17 protein-coding genes are annotated in these 15,211 nt (G+C 70.3%); 12 read left to right on the top strand and 5 right to left on the bottom strand.

Features of this window, described 5'->3' with window-relative positions; all coding sequences use genetic code 11:
- Positions 1-29 precede the first annotated feature (29 nt).
- From ACE3SG_RS05605 to ACE3SG_RS05580, 6 genes are all read left to right on the top strand, one after another.
- Positions 30-746 carry a molybdopterin-dependent oxidoreductase gene (locus ACE3SG_RS05605; RefSeq protein WP_374563020.1) on the top strand — a complete coding sequence of 239 codons (717 nt, stop codon included), beginning with the start codon at positions 30-32 and terminating at the stop codon, positions 744-746.
- A complete protein-coding gene (locus ACE3SG_RS05600) occupies positions 743-1,282 on the top strand; it encodes an NYN domain-containing protein (protein ID WP_374563019.1) in 540 nt (179 codons plus the stop codon). The genes ACE3SG_RS05605 and ACE3SG_RS05600 overlap by 4 nt, the downstream gene beginning before the upstream one ends.
- 104 nt (positions 1,283-1,386) lie before the next feature.
- Positions 1,387-2,367: a chromate resistance protein ChrB domain-containing protein gene (locus tag ACE3SG_RS05595; protein WP_374563018.1), complete on the top strand. Its 981-nt coding sequence runs from the start codon at positions 1,387-1,389 to the stop codon at positions 2,365-2,367.
- Positions 2,368-2,388: 21 nt separating this feature from the next.
- Positions 2,389-3,585: a chromate transporter gene (locus tag ACE3SG_RS05590; protein WP_374563017.1), complete on the top strand. Its 1,197-nt coding sequence runs from the start codon at positions 2,389-2,391 to the stop codon at positions 3,583-3,585.
- 12 nt (positions 3,586-3,597) lie between these two features.
- Complete coding sequence (locus tag ACE3SG_RS05585; RefSeq protein ID WP_374563016.1) at positions 3,598-4,206, top strand: superoxide dismutase; 609 nt, start codon at positions 3,598-3,600, stop codon at positions 4,204-4,206.
- 17 nt (positions 4,207-4,223) lie between these two features.
- Positions 4,224-4,679 carry a chromate resistance protein ChrB domain-containing protein gene (locus ACE3SG_RS05580; RefSeq protein ID WP_374563015.1) on the top strand — a complete coding sequence of 152 codons (456 nt, stop codon included), beginning with the start codon at positions 4,224-4,226 and terminating at the stop codon, positions 4,677-4,679.
- Positions 4,680-4,744: 65 nt separating this feature from the next.
- On the opposite strand, the gene ACE3SG_RS05575 is transcribed toward ACE3SG_RS05580, so the two are convergent.
- Entirely contained in the window at positions 4,745-5,212 is a 468-nt protein-coding gene (locus tag ACE3SG_RS05575) for an Lrp/AsnC family transcriptional regulator (RefSeq protein ID WP_374563014.1), read from the bottom strand.
- A gap of 159 nt (positions 5,213-5,371) precedes the next feature.
- Here ACE3SG_RS05575 and ACE3SG_RS05570 point away from each other — a divergent pair, with 159 nt between their 5' ends.
- The gene (locus ACE3SG_RS05570) at positions 5,372-5,998 is read left to right on the top strand and encodes a LysE/ArgO family amino acid transporter (protein WP_374563013.1); all 627 of its coding nucleotides are present in this window, start codon (positions 5,372-5,374) and stop codon (positions 5,996-5,998) included.
- Between the two features lie 23 nt (positions 5,999-6,021).
- Complete coding sequence (locus ACE3SG_RS05565) at positions 6,022-6,486, top strand: SRPBCC family protein (protein WP_374563012.1); 465 nt, start codon at positions 6,022-6,024, stop codon at positions 6,484-6,486.
- 16 nt (positions 6,487-6,502) lie between these two features.
- Here ACE3SG_RS05565 and ACE3SG_RS05560 read toward each other — a convergent pair whose 3' ends face one another.
- The 4 genes from ACE3SG_RS05560 to ACE3SG_RS05545 form a co-directional block, all read right to left on the bottom strand.
- A complete protein-coding gene (locus ACE3SG_RS05560; RefSeq protein ID WP_374563011.1) occupies positions 6,503-7,396 on the bottom strand; it encodes a hypothetical protein in 894 nt (297 codons plus the stop codon).
- Positions 7,397-7,470: 74 nt separating this feature from the next.
- Positions 7,471-8,934: an RNB domain-containing ribonuclease gene (locus ACE3SG_RS05555; RefSeq protein ID WP_374563010.1), complete on the bottom strand. Its 1,464-nt coding sequence runs from the start codon at positions 8,932-8,934 to the stop codon at positions 7,471-7,473.
- Positions 8,935-8,936: 2 nt separating this feature from the next.
- Complete coding sequence (locus ACE3SG_RS05550; protein WP_374563009.1) at positions 8,937-9,803, bottom strand: alpha/beta hydrolase family protein; 867 nt, start codon at positions 9,801-9,803, stop codon at positions 8,937-8,939.
- Positions 9,804-9,920: 117 nt separating this feature from the next.
- Positions 9,921-10,910, bottom strand: coding sequence for a GlxA family transcriptional regulator (locus ACE3SG_RS05545; protein WP_374563008.1), 990 nt, complete (start codon positions 10,908-10,910; stop codon positions 9,921-9,923).
- A gap of 144 nt (positions 10,911-11,054) precedes the next feature.
- Here ACE3SG_RS05545 and ACE3SG_RS05540 point away from each other — a divergent pair, with 144 nt between their 5' ends.
- From ACE3SG_RS05540 to ACE3SG_RS05525, 4 genes are all read left to right on the top strand, one after another.
- Positions 11,055-12,179: a DJ-1/PfpI family protein gene (locus ACE3SG_RS05540; protein ID WP_374563007.1), complete on the top strand. Its 1,125-nt coding sequence runs from the start codon at positions 11,055-11,057 to the stop codon at positions 12,177-12,179.
- Between the two features lie 170 nt (positions 12,180-12,349).
- Positions 12,350-13,225 carry a DUF2306 domain-containing protein gene (locus ACE3SG_RS05535; protein ID WP_374563006.1) on the top strand — a complete coding sequence of 292 codons (876 nt, stop codon included), beginning with the start codon at positions 12,350-12,352 and terminating at the stop codon, positions 13,223-13,225.
- Positions 13,226-13,338: 113 nt separating this feature from the next.
- Positions 13,339-14,415, top strand: coding sequence for a sensor histidine kinase (locus ACE3SG_RS05530; RefSeq protein WP_374563005.1), 1,077 nt, complete (start codon positions 13,339-13,341; stop codon positions 14,413-14,415).
- Positions 14,412-15,206, top strand: a complete 795-nt coding sequence (locus ACE3SG_RS05525) for a LytR/AlgR family response regulator transcription factor (RefSeq protein ID WP_374563004.1) — start codon at positions 14,412-14,414, stop codon at positions 15,204-15,206. Before ACE3SG_RS05530 ends, ACE3SG_RS05525 begins: the two co-directional genes overlap by 4 nt.
- Positions 15,207-15,211 lie beyond the last annotated feature (5 nt).

Genomic DNA, 15,211 nt, shown 5'->3' with positions numbered 1-15,211 from the left:
CCTTGCCGCACGCGCGCCGAGGTCGCCCGATGAACACGCGGTCGACCTTGCCGCCCGGCCAACATGAGACCGAAGACTTTCCACGCTTCGGCCTGACGCCGTTCGCGGTGCGTTTCCCGACCGTCATCGACACGGTCTCGCTGCAGATCGGCGGCGATGTGAAGACCCCGGTGGACGTTGGCCCGGCACTGGCATCGCTGCCTCGCGTCGAGCAGCGTTCTGACTTTCACTGCGTCACCACCTGGACCCACCGGCGCTTGCACTGGGGCGGTGTCCGCTTTGCAGATTTTTACCGCGAGGTCGTCGTGCCGATGGCCGGCGCGGCACCCGAGGCGAGCTTTGTGGTGCTGCGCGGGCAGGACGGCGCCCGCACCAGCCTGCCGCTCGAAGACCTGCTGGCTGACGACGTGCTGCTCGCGGACCAGCTGTTCGGCCAGCCGCTGACGATCGAGCACGGTGCGCCGCTGCGCCTGGTGGCCCCGGCCCACTACGGCTACAAGAGCGTCAAGCATCTGAGCCGCATCGAGTTCTGGCGCAGCAGCGAAAACTACCGGCCGTTCGGCCTGCGCTTCATGGTCCACCCCAGGGCACGCGTGGCCCATGAAGAGCGTGGCCAATGGGTGCCGGGTTGGCTGTTGCGCCATCTGTACCGGCCGCTGATCCGCCCGACGGTGGTGCGGTTCCGGCAGGCCATGCAACAGCGTCTTCAGTCATCCGGCGCAGGCGTGCCAGGGGAGGGTTCATGAAGACCGTCTGGGTCATCGATGGCGCGTACCTGTTCAGTTATGGCCGCAGCCGGCCGTTCGACTACCTGAAGCTGAAGAACGAGCTGGTGCGCCTGAGCGGCGGGCCGATCCACGAGAGCTACTACCTCAATTCCACCCGCGACCCGGCCGACGATGCGCGCAACGCCTTCCACACCTGGTTGAAATCGGCGCCGCCGCGGGGGCCGAAGATCCGCGTGCAGCTGTACCAGCTGAAGGACGTGCACCTCACCTGCGTGAACTGCAACCACCAGTTCGACCGCGAAGTGCAGAAGGGGGTCGACGTCGGCATCGCCACGCTGATCGTCAAGCTGGCGGCGCAGAACCTGTATGACCGGCTGATCCTCGCGGCCGGCGACGGCGACTTCGAAGACGCGATCGACTACGTCAAGTCCGAGCGCCACAAGGAGGTCTGGGTCTGCGGCTCGCAGGCCAACCTCTCGGCCGACCTGCAGTCATACGCCGACAACGTGGTCTGGCTCGAAGACCTGCACCCGGCGATCGACAAGGGCGCCTGACGCGGCGCGCGGGCGAGCGCCCGGGGCACCGCTGAGGCGCCCGCCCGCCCATGGTGGCGGCAATGGTTTTGTAGAGATCGATACGTGTATGTATCATTCTCTACATGACTGCTGCCCGCGACCACGCCTGGTGCCTGCTCGTCGTCTCGTTGCCCACGCAGGGCGCGACGGCGCGCATGCGCATCTGGCGAGCGCTGAAGGCGCTGGGCTGCGCGGCGTTGCGCGACGGCGCCTACCTGCTGCCCGCGGGCGACGAGCGCCCCCAGGCGCTGCGTGAACTGGCGGAAGACTGCCTGCGCGAGGGCGGCACCGCCTGGTTGATGCTGGTGCAGCCCGCTTCGGCCGACGATGAGGCCGCCTACCGTGCCTTGTTCGACCGCCGCGAAGAGCTGGCCGAGATGCGCAAGGCCTGGAAGGACACGAACCGCGGGCTCGCTGCGCTGGCGCCGGCCGAGCTGCTGCGCCTGCAGCGGCGCCTGCAGCGCGAGTACGACGCGTTGAAGGCGACCGACTACTTCCCGTCCGACAGCAGTGCCGAGACTGAAGCGGCCTGGGTCGAGCTCAGCCGCCGCATCGACGCGCTGGTCTCGCCCGACGAGCCGCACGAAGCCGATGGCGAGCTGCTGCGGCTGGACCCTGCCAAGTACCGCGGCCGCACCTGGGCCACCCGCCGCCGCCTGTGGGTGGACCGCGTCGCCAGCGCCTGGCTGATCCGCCGCTTCATCGACCCCGAGGCCCGCTTCAAGTGGCTGGCCCGGCCGGCCGACTGCCCGAAGAGCGCGCTCGGCTTCGACTTCGACGGCGCCACCTTCACGCACGTGGGCGACCGCGTGACCTTCGAGACGCTGCTCGCCAGCTTCGGCCTCGACGAGGACCGGGCGCTGCTGCGGTTGGGCGCGCTGGTGCACCAGCTGGACGTGGGCGGCGAGCCGGTGCCCGAAGCGGTGGGCTTCGAGGCGGTGATGGCCGGTGCCCGCGAGCGATTGGCCGACGACGACGACGCGCTGCTGGCCGAGATCGGCACCGTGCTCGATTCGCTGTATGCCCATTTCGGGCGCGACCCTTCGCGCACCAGCAAGGCCTGAGACACCAGGCGAGGACGATGGATGAGTGATGCGATGACAACCACCCCACCCGCCGAAGCGCCGAGCGCGGCCAGCTACACGCTGTGGCAGCTGGTCGGCTACATGCTGGGCCTGGGCACCTGGGGCTTCGGCGGCCCGGTGGCGCTGGTGGGCTACATGTACCGCGACCTGGTCGAGCGGCGCCGCTGGATCAGCGAGAGCGACTACAAAGAGGGCATGGCCATCGCCCAGCTGATGCCGGGGCCCTTGGCGGCCCAGCTGGCGATCTACCTTGGCTTCGTGCACCACCGGCTCCTGGGTGCCACGCTGGTGGGGCTGGCCTTCGTGCTGCCGTCGTTCTTCATGGTCATCGCGATCGGCATGGCCTACGTCAGCTATGGCGGCATCGGCTGGATGCAGTCGGTGTTCTACGGTGTCGGCGCGGCGGTGATCGGCATCATCGCGATGAGCGCCTACAAGCTGACCACCAAGAACATCGGCAAGGACAAGCTGCTGTGGGCGATCTTCGTGGTCAGCGCCGCGATCACCGTCGCCACCCAGTCCGAAGAGCTCTGGCTGTTCGTCGGGGCGGGGGTGCTGGTCTGGCTGTGGCGGGTGCCGCCGGCCTGGCTCCAGCGCAATGGTGCCAACGCCGTGGCCTCGCCGCTGGTGGCGATGTTCGCGCTCGACGCGGTCGACCCCGCCAAGCTGGCCAAGATCGCCACCTACTTCACCTATGCCGGCAGCTTCGTTTTCGGCAGCGGCCTGGCGATCGTGCCGTTCCTGTACAGCGGCGTGGTCAAGGAATACGGCTGGCTGACCGACCGCCAGTTCGTCGACGCGGTCGCGGTGGCGATGATCACGCCCGGCCCGGTGGTCATCACGACCGGCTTCATCGGCTTTCTGGTGCAGGGCTTCTGGGGGGCGGCGGTGGCCGCATTGGCCACCTTCCTGCCGTGTTACCTGCTGACCGTGATCCCGGCACCCTATTTCAAGAAGCACGGCAAGCGCCCGGCCATCGTCGCCTTCGTCGATGGCGTCACCGCGGCGGCGATCGGCGCGATCGCCGGTGCCGTGCTGGTGATCGGCCAGCGCTCGATCACCGATGGGATCACCGCCGCGCTGGCCATTGCCACCGCCGTGGTGCTGTGGCGTTTCAAGAAGATTCCCGAGCCGGTGATCGTGGCCGTGGCCGCCGTGATCGGGCTGGTGGTGCACCCGCTGGTGGCACCTGTCTAACCGGAGATTCGCATGGACTTTCAGATCCGCCCCTTGACCCTGGCACTGGACCAACTGCACGGCCTGTCGCCGAAGCTGGTGGCCAGCCACCACGAGAACAACTACAGCGGCGCCGTGAAGCGGCTGAACGCGATCCGCAAACAGCTGAGCGAGCTGGACTGGGCCACCGCGCCGGTGTTCATGGTCAACGGCCTGAAGCGCGAAGAGCTGATCGCCGCCAACTCGGCCTGGCTGCACGAGCTGTATTTCGACAGCCTGGGCGGCGATGGTGCCATTGGGCCGCAAGGGCTGGCGACTGCGCTCAAGCGTGACTTCGGCTCGGTTGACCGCTGGGGTGCCGAGTTCAGCGCGCTGGCCAAGGCGATGGGTGGCGGCTCGGGCTGGGCCTTGCTGTCGTGGTCGGCGCGCGAGGGCCGGTTGATCAACCACTGGGCGGCCGACCACACCCACCTGCTGGCCGGCGCCACGCCGATCCTCGCGCTGGACATGTACGAGCACGCCTACCACATGGACTACGGCGCCAAGGCTGCGGCCTATGTCGACGCGTTCATGGGCAACGTGCATTGGGGCCGCGTGGCCGAGCGCCTTGCCGCTGTCGTGGCCAGTGAACCCACCCCCTGAACCGACCGGAGGCTGCCATGAAATGGGTCACCCGTGAACGCCCGAAGATCGATCGCATCGCCTGCCCGTGGCTGATCGCGCGCTTCATCGACGATGCGCCCGAGTTTCTCTACGTGCCGGCCGCCGAGGTGCTGGCGGTGGCCGAGGCCACCGGCGCCGTGCCCTACGACATCCCCGGCGTCGAGATGAGCCACGTTGGCGAGCTGTGCAGCTTCGACGCGTTCCTGGCCAAGCACCAGCTCGACGACCCGGCGCTGCAGCAACTGGCCGCGATCGTGCGCGGCGCGGACACCTCGCGGCTGGACCTGACGCCGCAGTCTGCCGGGCTGTACGCGCTGTCGCTGGGCCTGTCGCAGAACTTTCGCGACGACCACGAGATGCTGGCCCACGGTATGGTGATGTACGACGCGCTGTACGCCTGGTGCCGCTCGTGCCAGGACGAGACCCACAACTGGCCACCGGTCGTGGCTTGATCGCCCGTCGCAACCCGCACGTGCCCGATGTCCACCACGGGCACCGGCACTGACGCGCCGCCGGCTCAGCTGCGGGTGCTGCCCGGTGGCACCAGGCCGCGGCGCGGGATCGGCGTGGAGAAGACGATCGACGTGCGTGTCTCGCCGTAGCTGTTGATCGACGCGAGAAACCGCTCCAGGTCTTCGAGGCTGCGCGTGACCACCGTCATCAGGTACGAGTCGGCACCGGCCACGTGGTGGCATTCCAGCACCTCGGCGGCCCGGCGCAGCTTGTCGATGAAGGCCTTCTTGCCCGGCTGCAGCACGGTGATGCCGACGATCGCGCGCACGCTGTAGCCGGCCAGCGCGGCGTCCAGCTCAGCGCTGACCGAGCGCACCACGCCAGCGTCCACCATGCGCTTCAGCCGCTCGACCGTGGCCGGCACCGACAGGCCGGCCGCGGCGGCCAGTGTCTTCAGCGGCGCGCGGCCGTCTTGTTGCAGCGCCAGCAGCAGCTGCCAGGCCTTGGTATCGAGGGTCAGGGTATCGGCCATCGCAGGTGTCCCCCATGGCGCCAACGCGGCGCGGCGACCGATTGTCGCGCCGCCTCATCAGGTCAATGGCCGGGTTGGCCTGAAAAATCGAAAGCCGTGTCGCGAATCACCTGATGTGGCCGCTGGCAAACGTCGCGGCAGGCCCGGAAAATTCCGGTCATGGAAACGCCATCGCCCGCCCTCGTGTTGTTTGCCCAGTCGCTGCTGATCGGCTTGTCGATCGCCGCGCCGGTGGGGCAGATCGGCGTGCTGGCGATCCAGCGCACGCTCGACCATGGCCGCGCCGCGGGCCTGGCCACGGGGCTGGGCGCGGCCTTCGCCGACGCGGTCTACGGCGCGATCGGCGCCTTCGGCGTCACCGGGCTGATCGCCTGGTTGCTGGGCCTGAAGCTGTGGCTCGGGCTGTTCGGCGCTGCGTTCTTGTTGTGGCTGGCCTGGCGCATCGCCACCAAGCCGCCGGTGCGCCGCAGCGAGGCGCACGCACCGCCGGGCACCTTGCTGCGCTTCGTCACCGGCACCTTCGTGCTGACCTTGTCCAACCCGACCACGATCCTGTCATTCATGGCGGTCTTCGGGGCCCTGGCCGGCCGCGCGCCGGCGGCCTCGCCGTGGGCCATGGTCTCGGGTGTGCTGGTGGGGTCGGCCTTGTGGTGGCTGGTGCTGGCCGGTGTGGTGGGCCTGTTGCGCGACCGGTTCGACGAGCGCTGGCAACGCGCCGTCAACTGGTGCTCGGCTGCGCTGCTGGCTGGCCTGGCGCTGTGGCAACTGGCCCAGATTCTTTCTTGATCGCTTCGACCTTGACCTTCACCATGCCCCATCACGTTCACGCCAGCCACCGCATCGTGGTGGCGGCCCCCATCGACCAGGCCTTCATGTTCTTCACGCCCGCCGGCGAAGAGCTGTGGGTCGACGGCTGGCAGCCGACCTACCTGAACCCAGCCGACGGCCGCACCGAAGCCGGCATGGTCTTCACCACCGGCGAGGGCGCTGACCACACGATCTGGCTGATGGCCGATTTCGACCGCGCGCAACACCGCTCGCGCTACCTGCGCTGCACGCCGGGCTCACGCACCGGCACGGTCGAGGTGCGCTGCCGCGCGCTCGATGCGGCGCGCACTGAGGTCGAGGTCAGCTATGCCCTGACGGCCCTGAGCCCGGCCGGTGCCGAGGCGCTGCAGGCGTTCGAGGGCGAGCGCTTCGCCGAGATGATCGACGGCTGGGGGCAAGAGATCGCAGCGCGCCGGGCCACGCTGCTGACCGCGCAGATCCGCTGACCATCGCGGGGCCAGGTCAACCGCCCGGGTCGTAGAACGCGCCGAGCCACGAGGGCTGCAGCTGGCGCCGCTTCATCTTCAGGTAGTCGGCCAGGTCCATCTCGTGCAACTGGCGCGCGTAGCGCTCGGTCGCGCCGAACCAGCCGCGCAGGCGCCTGTCGGTGCGCTGTTCGGGCGGGGCAGACTGGGCGTCGAGAAAGGCATCGATCGCCAGGAAGTAGCGCATCGCGCTGCGCTCGGCCACGCCGCGCATGCCGCCCACGTAGACGGGCCGGCCGGCCTCGTCCTGGCGGGCGACGGTGAAACCCACCTTGTCCCGGCCCGATGTCGCCAGGTAGGCCCGCGTGGCCAAACGCGCCGACAGGCCGTTGGCATACGAATACGACATGTGGATGAAGCTGTGGCGCGCATCCACCGGCACCGCTTCGAGCGTGAGCTGGTAGTCGCTGGTGCCCAGCGGCCCGTCTGCGGCGTGGATCTCGGCTGAGAGGTAGTCGGCCTGCGCGGCGCGCAGTTGGTAGTCGAAATCGACCCGGAACGCGTCCTCCAGCGGCTGTTCGGCCTTCTTGCCAATGGCGACTTGCAGCTTGCGCTGCCCGCCACGCTCGGCCACTTCGCAGTGCTTGACGTTGAGCTGCAGCATCAGCACATCGCACCAATGCGCGGGCTTCTGGAACGCGCTGCCGACCGCACCGAACGGGTGGTCCAGCACGGCGTAGATGTCACCCTGCGGCTGCTGGGTCGACGCATTGGCCTGCAGCACCAGCGGCCGCTCGAACGGGCTCTGCGCCAGCGCCTGCTGCAGTTGGCCATGCTGGGCCTGCAGCGCCTGCGCGCTCTGGGCCGACGCACCACCGGCCGCCGCCAGCGCGGCCCACGCGATCAACCAGGGTGGGCAAAAGCGAGTCATGCCGCCAGCTTAGGCAGCGCCGCGCAGGCCGCTGGTCGGCCCAGCGCGCAAGCCTTTGTCGGACGATGCCTCGCTCAGGCCCGTTCGAAGTCGATGAACCGCTGCTCGAGGTCGACGCTGCGCAGCGTCACGCGCAGCGTGTCGCCGACGTCCAGCCCTTCGAAGCCGCGCACCACGCGGCCTTCGACCAGCGGCGAGACGATGCGCACGAAGGTGCCCTTGGGGGCCGCGCCGGTGACGATGGCGTCGAAGCTTTCGCCGATGCGGTCGTGCAGCAAGAAGGCGGCAGCGGCCTTCAGCACGCGGCGCTCGACGGTCGAGGCGCTGTCTTCCTGCATCGTGCACTGCTGCGCGATCACGGTCAGCTGGTCGATCGTGTAGGGCGGAGGCTGTTTGGCCAGCGAGGCCTTGAGCAGCCGCTGGGTCACCAGGTCGACGAAGCGGCGGTTGGGGGCGGTGGAGTGGGCGTAGTCGTTGACCGCCAGGCCGAAGTGGCCAGACGCCGGGGCGCCCGGCAAGGCCGCGGCATAGGCCCCTGAGCCCAGCAGTTTGACGACCGACAGCGACAGCTCTTCGAACTCGGCCGGCGCGGCCTGGCGACGTGCGGTGAGGAACTGGTCGAGCGCCAGCGCATCGGGCGCCGCGGGCAGGCTGGCGCCATGCTCGGCCGCCAGCTTGACCAGCCGGTCCCAGCGCTTGGGCTCTTGCAGCACGCGGCGCAGCGAGGGCTGGCCGTTGTCGGCCAGGTGGCGCGCGGTGGCGCCGTTGGTCGCGATCATCAGGTCGGCGATCAGGTCCTTCGCGCGGTTCTTGCGGTCGGCGCGCAGGTCGACCAGCTGGCCGTCGGCGAACACCGGCCGGGCCTGCGCCGTCATCACATTCAGTGCGCCACGCCGGGTGCGCCAGTGCCGCAGCGAACGCGCGACGCGGTCGTGCAGCGTCAGCTGGGCCTGCAGCGCCGGGCTGGCGCCCACGGCAGCCGGTGCCCCTGCCTGCCCGTCCAGCCACGCGGCGACGCTGTCGTAGGTCAGCTTGGCCTGGTTGCGGACCACCGCGCGGTACAGCTGCGAGCCGGTCACCGCGCCGTCGCCGTCGACATCCATCTCGACCACCACCGCCAGGCGCTCGCGCCCTTCGTGCAGCGAGGTGAGGTCGTTCGACAGCCGCGTCGGCAGCATTGGGAATACACCGGCCGCCGTGTAGACCGAGGTCGTGTTGATCGCCGCGTGCGCGTCGGTCGCGCTGCCCTGGTGCACCAGCGTGTCGACATCGGCCACCGCCACGGCCAGGCGCACCTGCCCGTCGGGCCGCTGCTCGGCCCAGCTCAACTGGTCCAGGTCCTGCGTGTCGTCGTTGTCGATCGAGAACCACAGGCGCTGGCGCAGGTCGCGGATGTCGCCATGGCGCTCGGGGCCTTGGCTCTCGATGTGGTCGGCGCGGGCCTGCACCTCGCGCAGCACATCGGGCCCGAACTCGGGCAGCAGGCCATGGGTTTGCATTTCGAGCGCGGCGATGTGGGCGAGTTCGGCGGCGTCCATGGTCAGGCAAGGTCCGTGGGCTGGTAGGGCAGCGCACATTCTGCGGGCTTCGCGGCCGGTGTCACATTGGCAACCACCAGGTGCGCGGCGAAGAAGCGCTGCGCCAGCGCCGCCGCCGGCCCCGGGCCCTGGCCATGCCGAAGGCCGCGCATCATCACCAGCTGCGCGTGCGCCCCGAGCCCGAGCAGCGCGCGGTGCAGCACCCGCAGCCGGTCGATGCGGTTCGAGTGCAGGCGATCGGCGTCGACTGGCCAGTGGCGGCTCGGTGGCTGCACGCGGATCTCCCAGGTCTCGGTGTCCGCGTCACCCACCACCAGCTGGATCGGCACGTTGCACAGCATGGCCGGGTTGAATGGGCGGCCGAACAGGCTCTCGGTGTCGCGCACGCCGGCCCACCAGTCCAGCGTCTCGTCGGGCACCGTGACGACGCCGGGCGCACCCACCGACACGGCGTGCAGGCGCTCGGGGTGCAGCAGCAGGTAGCGGTGCACGAACTGGCCGCCGCCCGAGTAGCCCTGCAGGAAGAAGCGCGTGCCGTCGCAACCGGTGCGGCGCACCGCCTCGTCGATCATCGCGTGCAGCAGCTGGTCGTAGCGCAGGTCGTGCTCGCGCAGGAACTTGTAGCCATCGGCCTGGCCGTCGCCGAACACGTCGCGCGGGAACAGCGGGGCCAGCACCACCAGCCGGTGCGCCTGCCCGAACGGCGCGAACCGCCGGGCACAGTCGGTGTGGTTGCGCGTGCTGTCGTGCACCGTCACCAGCAAGCCGGGTGGCGGGCCGCCGGCCGGCAGTTGGGGGGCGGCCAGCGCGCAGGCAAAGCGCGGGTCGGCCGGCAGGTTGAAGTGGGTGACCGGGGCGTCGTTGTTCAATGTGGCGGCGGCGAGGGGCGATGCCGCAGCACAGGGCAAACGGCGCGCCCGCACGGCCAGGGCCTACCGGCCGCCGTTCACACCGCCCGGGTCGCATAGCACCCCTGAGCAGGGGGCTCAGCCGCCGCCGAAGCGGGCCCTGAAGTCGCTCGGCGACACCTTCAGCTGCGACTGGAAGGCCACGCGCATCGCCTCGTCCGAGGCGAAGCCGCAGCGCTCGGCAATGCGCGGGATCGACAGGCGTGAGTCGGTCAGCAGGCGGCGTGCGGCGTCGATGCGCAGCAGGCGCACATGGCGAGCCGGCGTGGTCTTCATCGTGGCCAGGAAGCTGCGGGCGAAGTTGCGCGGGCTCATCGCCACCCGCTCGGCCAGCGCCGGCACCGAGAGGTCGGCGGTCAGGTGACTGGCGATCCAGCGCAGCAGCGGCGCAAAGCGCTGCGGGTCGTCGGCGGCCGATTCGGCGGCCAGCTGCGCGCTGTATTGGGACTGACCGCCCGGCCGCTTCATGAACACGACCAGCCCACGCGCTGCCTCCAGCGCTGTCGGGCGGCCGAGGTCGGCTTCGACCAGCGACAGCGCGTAGTCGATGCCGGCCGAGATGCCGGCCGAGCTGTGGAAGCGGCCGGCGTTGACGAACAGCGCGTCGCGTTCCAGCTGCACGCCGGGGAAGGCCGACTCGAACTCGTCGAAGTGGGCCCAGTGGGTGGTGGCGCGCGCGCCGTCCAGCAGGCCGGCGGCGGCCAGCATGAAGGCGCCGGTGCAGATCGAGCCGACGCGCGGCACGCGCTCGCTCAGCGCGCGCAGCTCATTGACCACGCGGCGGTTGCCGATGGTGGCGCGTGCGCCGGGGCCACCGGCGACGAGCAACGTGTCGGCCTCGACCTCGCGCAGGCTGCGCGTGGCCAGCATCGCCACGCCGTTGGTGGTGGCCAGTGCGCCGCGCCGCGGGGCGGCGAGCTCCAGCTGGTAGGGCGGCGGCTGGCCGGCCGTCGTGGCGATGATGTTGGCGGTGGCGAACACGTCCAGCGGGCCGGTGATGTCCAGCGCCTGGGCCGGTGCGAAGCCGGCGATGGCGATGCGGTGGGGGCGGGCAGGGCGGTGTTTCATCGGCGGGGTGGCAAGCGCAGTGGCCGAGGCATTGTGACCGCGCCAGCTTTGCGGAGCTTGGCAGTTTTCAAGGGCTGAATGTCAGTTCTGCCGGTGCCTGCAGCGGCAGACTCGACGGCCCCGAATGATGGAGATGCCCGTGCCATGCTGATGTTGAATCGCCTGCGTCTTGTTTCTCTGGTGGCTGCTTCGTGGCTGGCCTCGGCCCTGTCGGGTTGCAGCGAGCTGCCGGCCACGCCCTTGCCGCCGGCGGCCGGCGCGGCCGAGCAGGTGGCGCCGTACCGGCCGCGGCCCGGCCACGAGCGCCCGTTGGTGGCCGTGGTGGGGCACAACGCCGGCACAGAGCTGGTCGACTTTCTGGTGCCTTATGGGGTGTTGCGCCGCTCGGGCGTGGCCGAGGTGGTGGCGGTGTCGACCGACGCCGGGCCGATGAAGATGCGCCCGGGGCTGACGCTGCAGGCCGATGCGACGATCGACCAGTTCGACCAGCAGCACGCCCAAGGCGCCGACTACGTGGTCGTGCCCGCCGTGCTGGAGCAAAACGTGGCCGACCCGCGCCTGCAGCGCTGGCTGCAAGGCCAGGCGAGCCGGGGCGCGGTCATCGTCAGCATCTGCGATGGGGCGCTGGTGGTCGCCGAAGCGGGCCTGTTCAAGGGCCATCGCGCGACCGGCCACTGGGCCACGCAGGCGATGCGCGAAAGCCGTTACCCCGACACGCGGTGGCTGCGAAACGTGCGTTATGTCGACGATGGCACCGTGATCTCGAGCGCGGGTGTGACGGCGGCGCTGCCACTGTCGCTGGCCCTGGTCGAGGCGATCGGCGGGCGTGAAAAGGCCATCGACCTGGCCGCGCAGCTGGGCATCGATCGCTGGGACAGCGCCCATGCCAGCGAGGGCTTTCACCTGCGTGTGCAAGACGCATGGGTCTTTGCGCGCAACCGCTGGTTGTCCACCGACGACACAGTCGAATGGCCGGTGGCCGCCGATGTCGACGAGATCGCGCTGGCGTTGAGCGTGGACGCGTGGGGGCGCACGATGCGAACCAAGGTCGAGGCCACGGCGGACACGGCGGGCCCGGTCCGCTCGCTGGGGGGCATCACCATCGTGCCCGGCGCGCCGGCTGCCGCACCGGCCCTGCGCCAACCGCTGCTCGCTGCGGCGCCGGCCCAGGCGCTGGACCGCAGCCTGGACGACATCGCTGGCCGCTACGGCCGCACGACCGCCGACTTCGTGCGCCTGCAGCTCGAGTACCCGCGGCCGGCCCGTTGACGCGGCGCGCGGGCCCCGCCGCCCGTCGCCGCAGACCGTGGCTCGGCCCCTGCGACCCGTGGCCGGTCTGAATCGGCTTGGCGCCGACGAGGGTGGTCGACACACTGCGCCGCACCGATGGCTCGGGCCCTGACCCGAGGCGCCGGTGCCCCCACCGCAGGAGACGACCGATGCCCTCTTCGTTCAGCCCGGCCGCGCTGGCCGGCGTGGCAGGCCGCCAGGCCACTGCCGTTGTTGCCGATGGCCTGGGCCCCCTGGGCCGCGTTGCAGGCCGGGCGCTGCCTTGGGCCGCCACCGCATGGTGCGCGGTCGCGGTCATCGGCCAGCTGATCTTCACCGCCTATGTGCTGCGCTTCTATGGCGCCGCCGCCGTGGCCGGCGAACCGCAGCGCTGGAACAAGGTGTTGCCGCATGGCTGGGTGCCGGGCGACACGCCGGCCAATGTGCTGACCAGCCTGCACCTGCTGTTCACGGTGCTGATCATCGCCAGCGCCATCGTCCAGCTGCTGCCGGTGGTGCGCCGGCGTGCGCCGGTGCTGCACCGCTGGAACGGCCGCTTCTACGTCGTCTCGGCCTTGCTGATGGCCGGCAGTGGGCTGTGGATGGTGGCAACGCGCAAGACCGTGGGCGACTGGCCGCAGCACCTGGCCGTCAGCCTCAACGGCGTGTTGATCATCGCGTTTGCGCTGATGGCGTGGCGCCTGGCGGCCGCGCGGCGCTTCGAGCAGCACCGCCGCTGGGCGCTGCGGCTGTTTCTGGCGGTGAGCGGTGTCTGGTTCTTTCGCATCGGGCTGATGGCGTGGATCGTGCTCAACCAGGGCCCGGCCGGCTTCGACCCCCAGACCTTCACCGGCCCCTTCCTCAGCGTTCTCGGTTTCGCGCAGTACCTGCTGCCGCTGGCGGTGCTGGAGGCCTACCTGCGCACGCGCGAGAAGGCCGGCCCGCGCACCCACCTGGCGATGGCCGCGGGCCTGGGCGCGTTGACGCTGCTGACCGCGCTGGGCATCGGCGCGGCGACGATGATCATGTGGCTGCCCCGGATGTGAGGCCCGGGTGATGCAGACGCCCTGGCCTCGGGCCGTGCCGCCGCACCGACCATGATCTACTGGCTGACCTGGACGCCGTGCGCACGGCGTCGCCCCCAACCCGAGCGCCTTGCATGATTGCCGCCGACACCTCTTCGCCGCGTGGCCTGGGCCGCATCGTCAGCTGGCAGCGGGTTCGCACCACGCTGATCTTCGCGGTGCCGATCGGGTTGATGCACAGCATCGGCTCGGCCACGCCGGCCGGCACCTGGGTGGCCCGGGCGATCACGGTGGGCCTGGTGGCGATGCTGGCGTTCGGGCTGTGCGAGCAACGGCCGGTGCAGCCGCCGCGCTGGCTGGCGCGCTGGGTCTGGCAGTTGATCGGCGTGGTGATCTCGGTGCCGTTCGGCGCCCTCCTGGCCTACTACTGGACGACCGGCGGCCACCCGAATTTCGCCGAAGACAAGCTGCGGCTGACCGGCTATTTCGCGATGTGCTTCAGCGGCATTCTGTTCGGCCCCTGGGTCGCGCTGGGGGCGATGGTGCGCCAGCGTGACGCGCTGGCGCGGCACCAGGCGCTGGCCTTTCAGCTCGAGCGCAGCGAGCTCGAGCGGCAGGCGCTCGATGCCCGCATGCGCCTGCTGCAGGCCCAGGTGCAACCGCATTTCCTGTTCAACACGCTGGCCAATGTGCGGGCGCTGGTCAACACCGGCTCGCCGCGCGCCAGCGCCGTGCTCGACAGCCTGATCGCCTACCTGCGCGCCGCCGTGCCGCGCCTGGACGAGCCGGCCACCACGCTGGGCCAAGAGGTACAACTGGTGCGCGCCTACCTCGATCTGATGCACATGCGCATTCCCGACCGACTGCAGTACACCTTGCACGCCGACGATGCTGCGCTGGCCCTGCGCTGCCCGCCGATGGCCGTGTTGACGCTGGTCGAAAATGCCGTTCGACACGGCATCGACCCGAGCGAAGAGGGCGGGCGCATCGAGGTGAGCATCACGCTGCGCGACGGGCGATGCAGCGCTCGCGTCATCGACACCGGCGTGGGGCTGCGCCCAGGCGGCGACGGCCTGGGCACGGGCCTGTCGACGCTGCGCGAGCGCATGCAGCTGGCCTTCGGCGGCGACGCGCGCCTGAGCCTGACCGGCGTCGTGCCGCACGGTGTGTGCGCCGAGCTGGACTTTCCGGCCCACCAAGGCACTTCATGACGCCATCACCCCCACGCCGGCCCACGGCGCTGATCGCCGACGACGAACCCCTGCTGCGCGAGGAGCTGACGCGCCTGCTGGCCCTGGCCTGGCCCGAGCTGCAGATCGTTGCGCAGGCGCGCAACGGCCGCGAGGCGGTCGAGATGTATGAGGCGCAACAGCCCGACATCTGTTTCCTCGACGTGCACATGCCGGGCTTGTCGGGTGTCGAAGCCGCGCGCGAGATCGGCCGCCGCGCGCACCTGGTGTTCGTCACCGCGTTCGACCAATACGCGCTGAAGGCGTTCGAGCACGGCGTGCTCGACTACCTGGTCAAGCCGGTCGAGCCGGCGCGGCTGGCCGACACGGTGGCCAGGCTGCAAGAGCGCGTGGGCACCGCCCAGCCCGCGCAGGCGACCGAAGCCTTGCTGCAGCAGCTGGCGGTGCAACTGCAGCGCGGCGCGGCCCCGGCCCATCTGCGTTGGATTCGCGCGATGGTCGGCCAGACGGTGAAGATGATCGCGGTCGACGAGATCGACTTCTTGCGCTCCGACGAGAAGTACACGCTGATCGCCTGGCGCGGCGATGGTGGCAAGCCGGCCGAGGCCCTGATCCGCACACCATTGCGGGAGCTGCTGGGGCAGCTCGACGACACGCAGTTCGCCCAGGTGCACCGCTCGGTCGTCGTCAACCTGCGCGCCATCAGCCACGTGACCCGCGGGCTGAACGAGACGGCCGACATCTACCTCAAGGGCCGCAGCGAGGTGCTGCCGGTCAGCCGCAGTTACCTGCATTTGTTCAAGCAGATGTAGGCCAG

The sequence above is a fragment of the Ideonella sp. genome, from assembly GCF_041914305.1.
In the GTDB taxonomy this organism is placed as follows: domain Bacteria; phylum Pseudomonadota; class Gammaproteobacteria; order Burkholderiales; family Burkholderiaceae_C; genus Ideonella.
Note: the sequence above shows the minus strand (reverse complement) of the source record. Positions and strands in the feature narration are given on the sequence as shown.

Excerpts from the sequence above, each read along its gene's own strand:
- ACE3SG_RS05605 (WP_374563020.1), top strand. The coding sequence starts at position 30 with ATGAACACGCGGTCGACCTTGCCGCCCGGCCAACATGAGACCGAAGAC.
- ACE3SG_RS05600 (WP_374563019.1), top strand. The coding sequence starts at position 743 with ATGAAGACCGTCTGGGTCATCGATGGCGCGTACCTGTTCAGTTATGGC.
- ACE3SG_RS05595 (WP_374563018.1), top strand. The coding sequence starts at position 1,387 with ATGACTGCTGCCCGCGACCACGCCTGGTGCCTGCTCGTCGTCTCGTTG.
- ACE3SG_RS05590 (WP_374563017.1), top strand. The coding sequence starts at position 2,389 with ATGAGTGATGCGATGACAACCACCCCACCCGCCGAAGCGCCGAGCGCG.
- ACE3SG_RS05585 (WP_374563016.1), top strand. The coding sequence starts at position 3,598 with ATGGACTTTCAGATCCGCCCCTTGACCCTGGCACTGGACCAACTGCAC.
- ACE3SG_RS05580 (WP_374563015.1), top strand. The coding sequence starts at position 4,224 with ATGAAATGGGTCACCCGTGAACGCCCGAAGATCGATCGCATCGCCTGC.
- ACE3SG_RS05575 (WP_374563014.1), bottom strand. The coding sequence starts at position 5,212 with ATGGCCGATACCCTGACCCTCGATACCAAGGCCTGGCAGCTGCTGCTG.
- ACE3SG_RS05570 (WP_374563013.1), top strand. The coding sequence starts at position 5,372 with ATGGAAACGCCATCGCCCGCCCTCGTGTTGTTTGCCCAGTCGCTGCTG.
- ACE3SG_RS05565 (WP_374563012.1), top strand. The coding sequence starts at position 6,022 with ATGCCCCATCACGTTCACGCCAGCCACCGCATCGTGGTGGCGGCCCCC.
- ACE3SG_RS05560 (WP_374563011.1), bottom strand. The coding sequence starts at position 7,396 with ATGACTCGCTTTTGCCCACCCTGGTTGATCGCGTGGGCCGCGCTGGCG.
- ACE3SG_RS05555 (WP_374563010.1), bottom strand. The coding sequence starts at position 8,934 with ATGGACGCCGCCGAACTCGCCCACATCGCCGCGCTCGAAATGCAAACC.
- ACE3SG_RS05545 (WP_374563008.1), bottom strand. The coding sequence starts at position 10,910 with ATGAAACACCGCCCTGCCCGCCCCCACCGCATCGCCATCGCCGGCTTC.
- ACE3SG_RS05540 (WP_374563007.1), top strand. The coding sequence starts at position 11,055 with ATGCTGATGTTGAATCGCCTGCGTCTTGTTTCTCTGGTGGCTGCTTCG.
- ACE3SG_RS05535 (WP_374563006.1), top strand. The coding sequence starts at position 12,350 with ATGCCCTCTTCGTTCAGCCCGGCCGCGCTGGCCGGCGTGGCAGGCCGC.
- ACE3SG_RS05530 (WP_374563005.1), top strand. The coding sequence starts at position 13,339 with ATGATTGCCGCCGACACCTCTTCGCCGCGTGGCCTGGGCCGCATCGTC.
- ACE3SG_RS05525 (WP_374563004.1), top strand. The coding sequence starts at position 14,412 with ATGACGCCATCACCCCCACGCCGGCCCACGGCGCTGATCGCCGACGAC.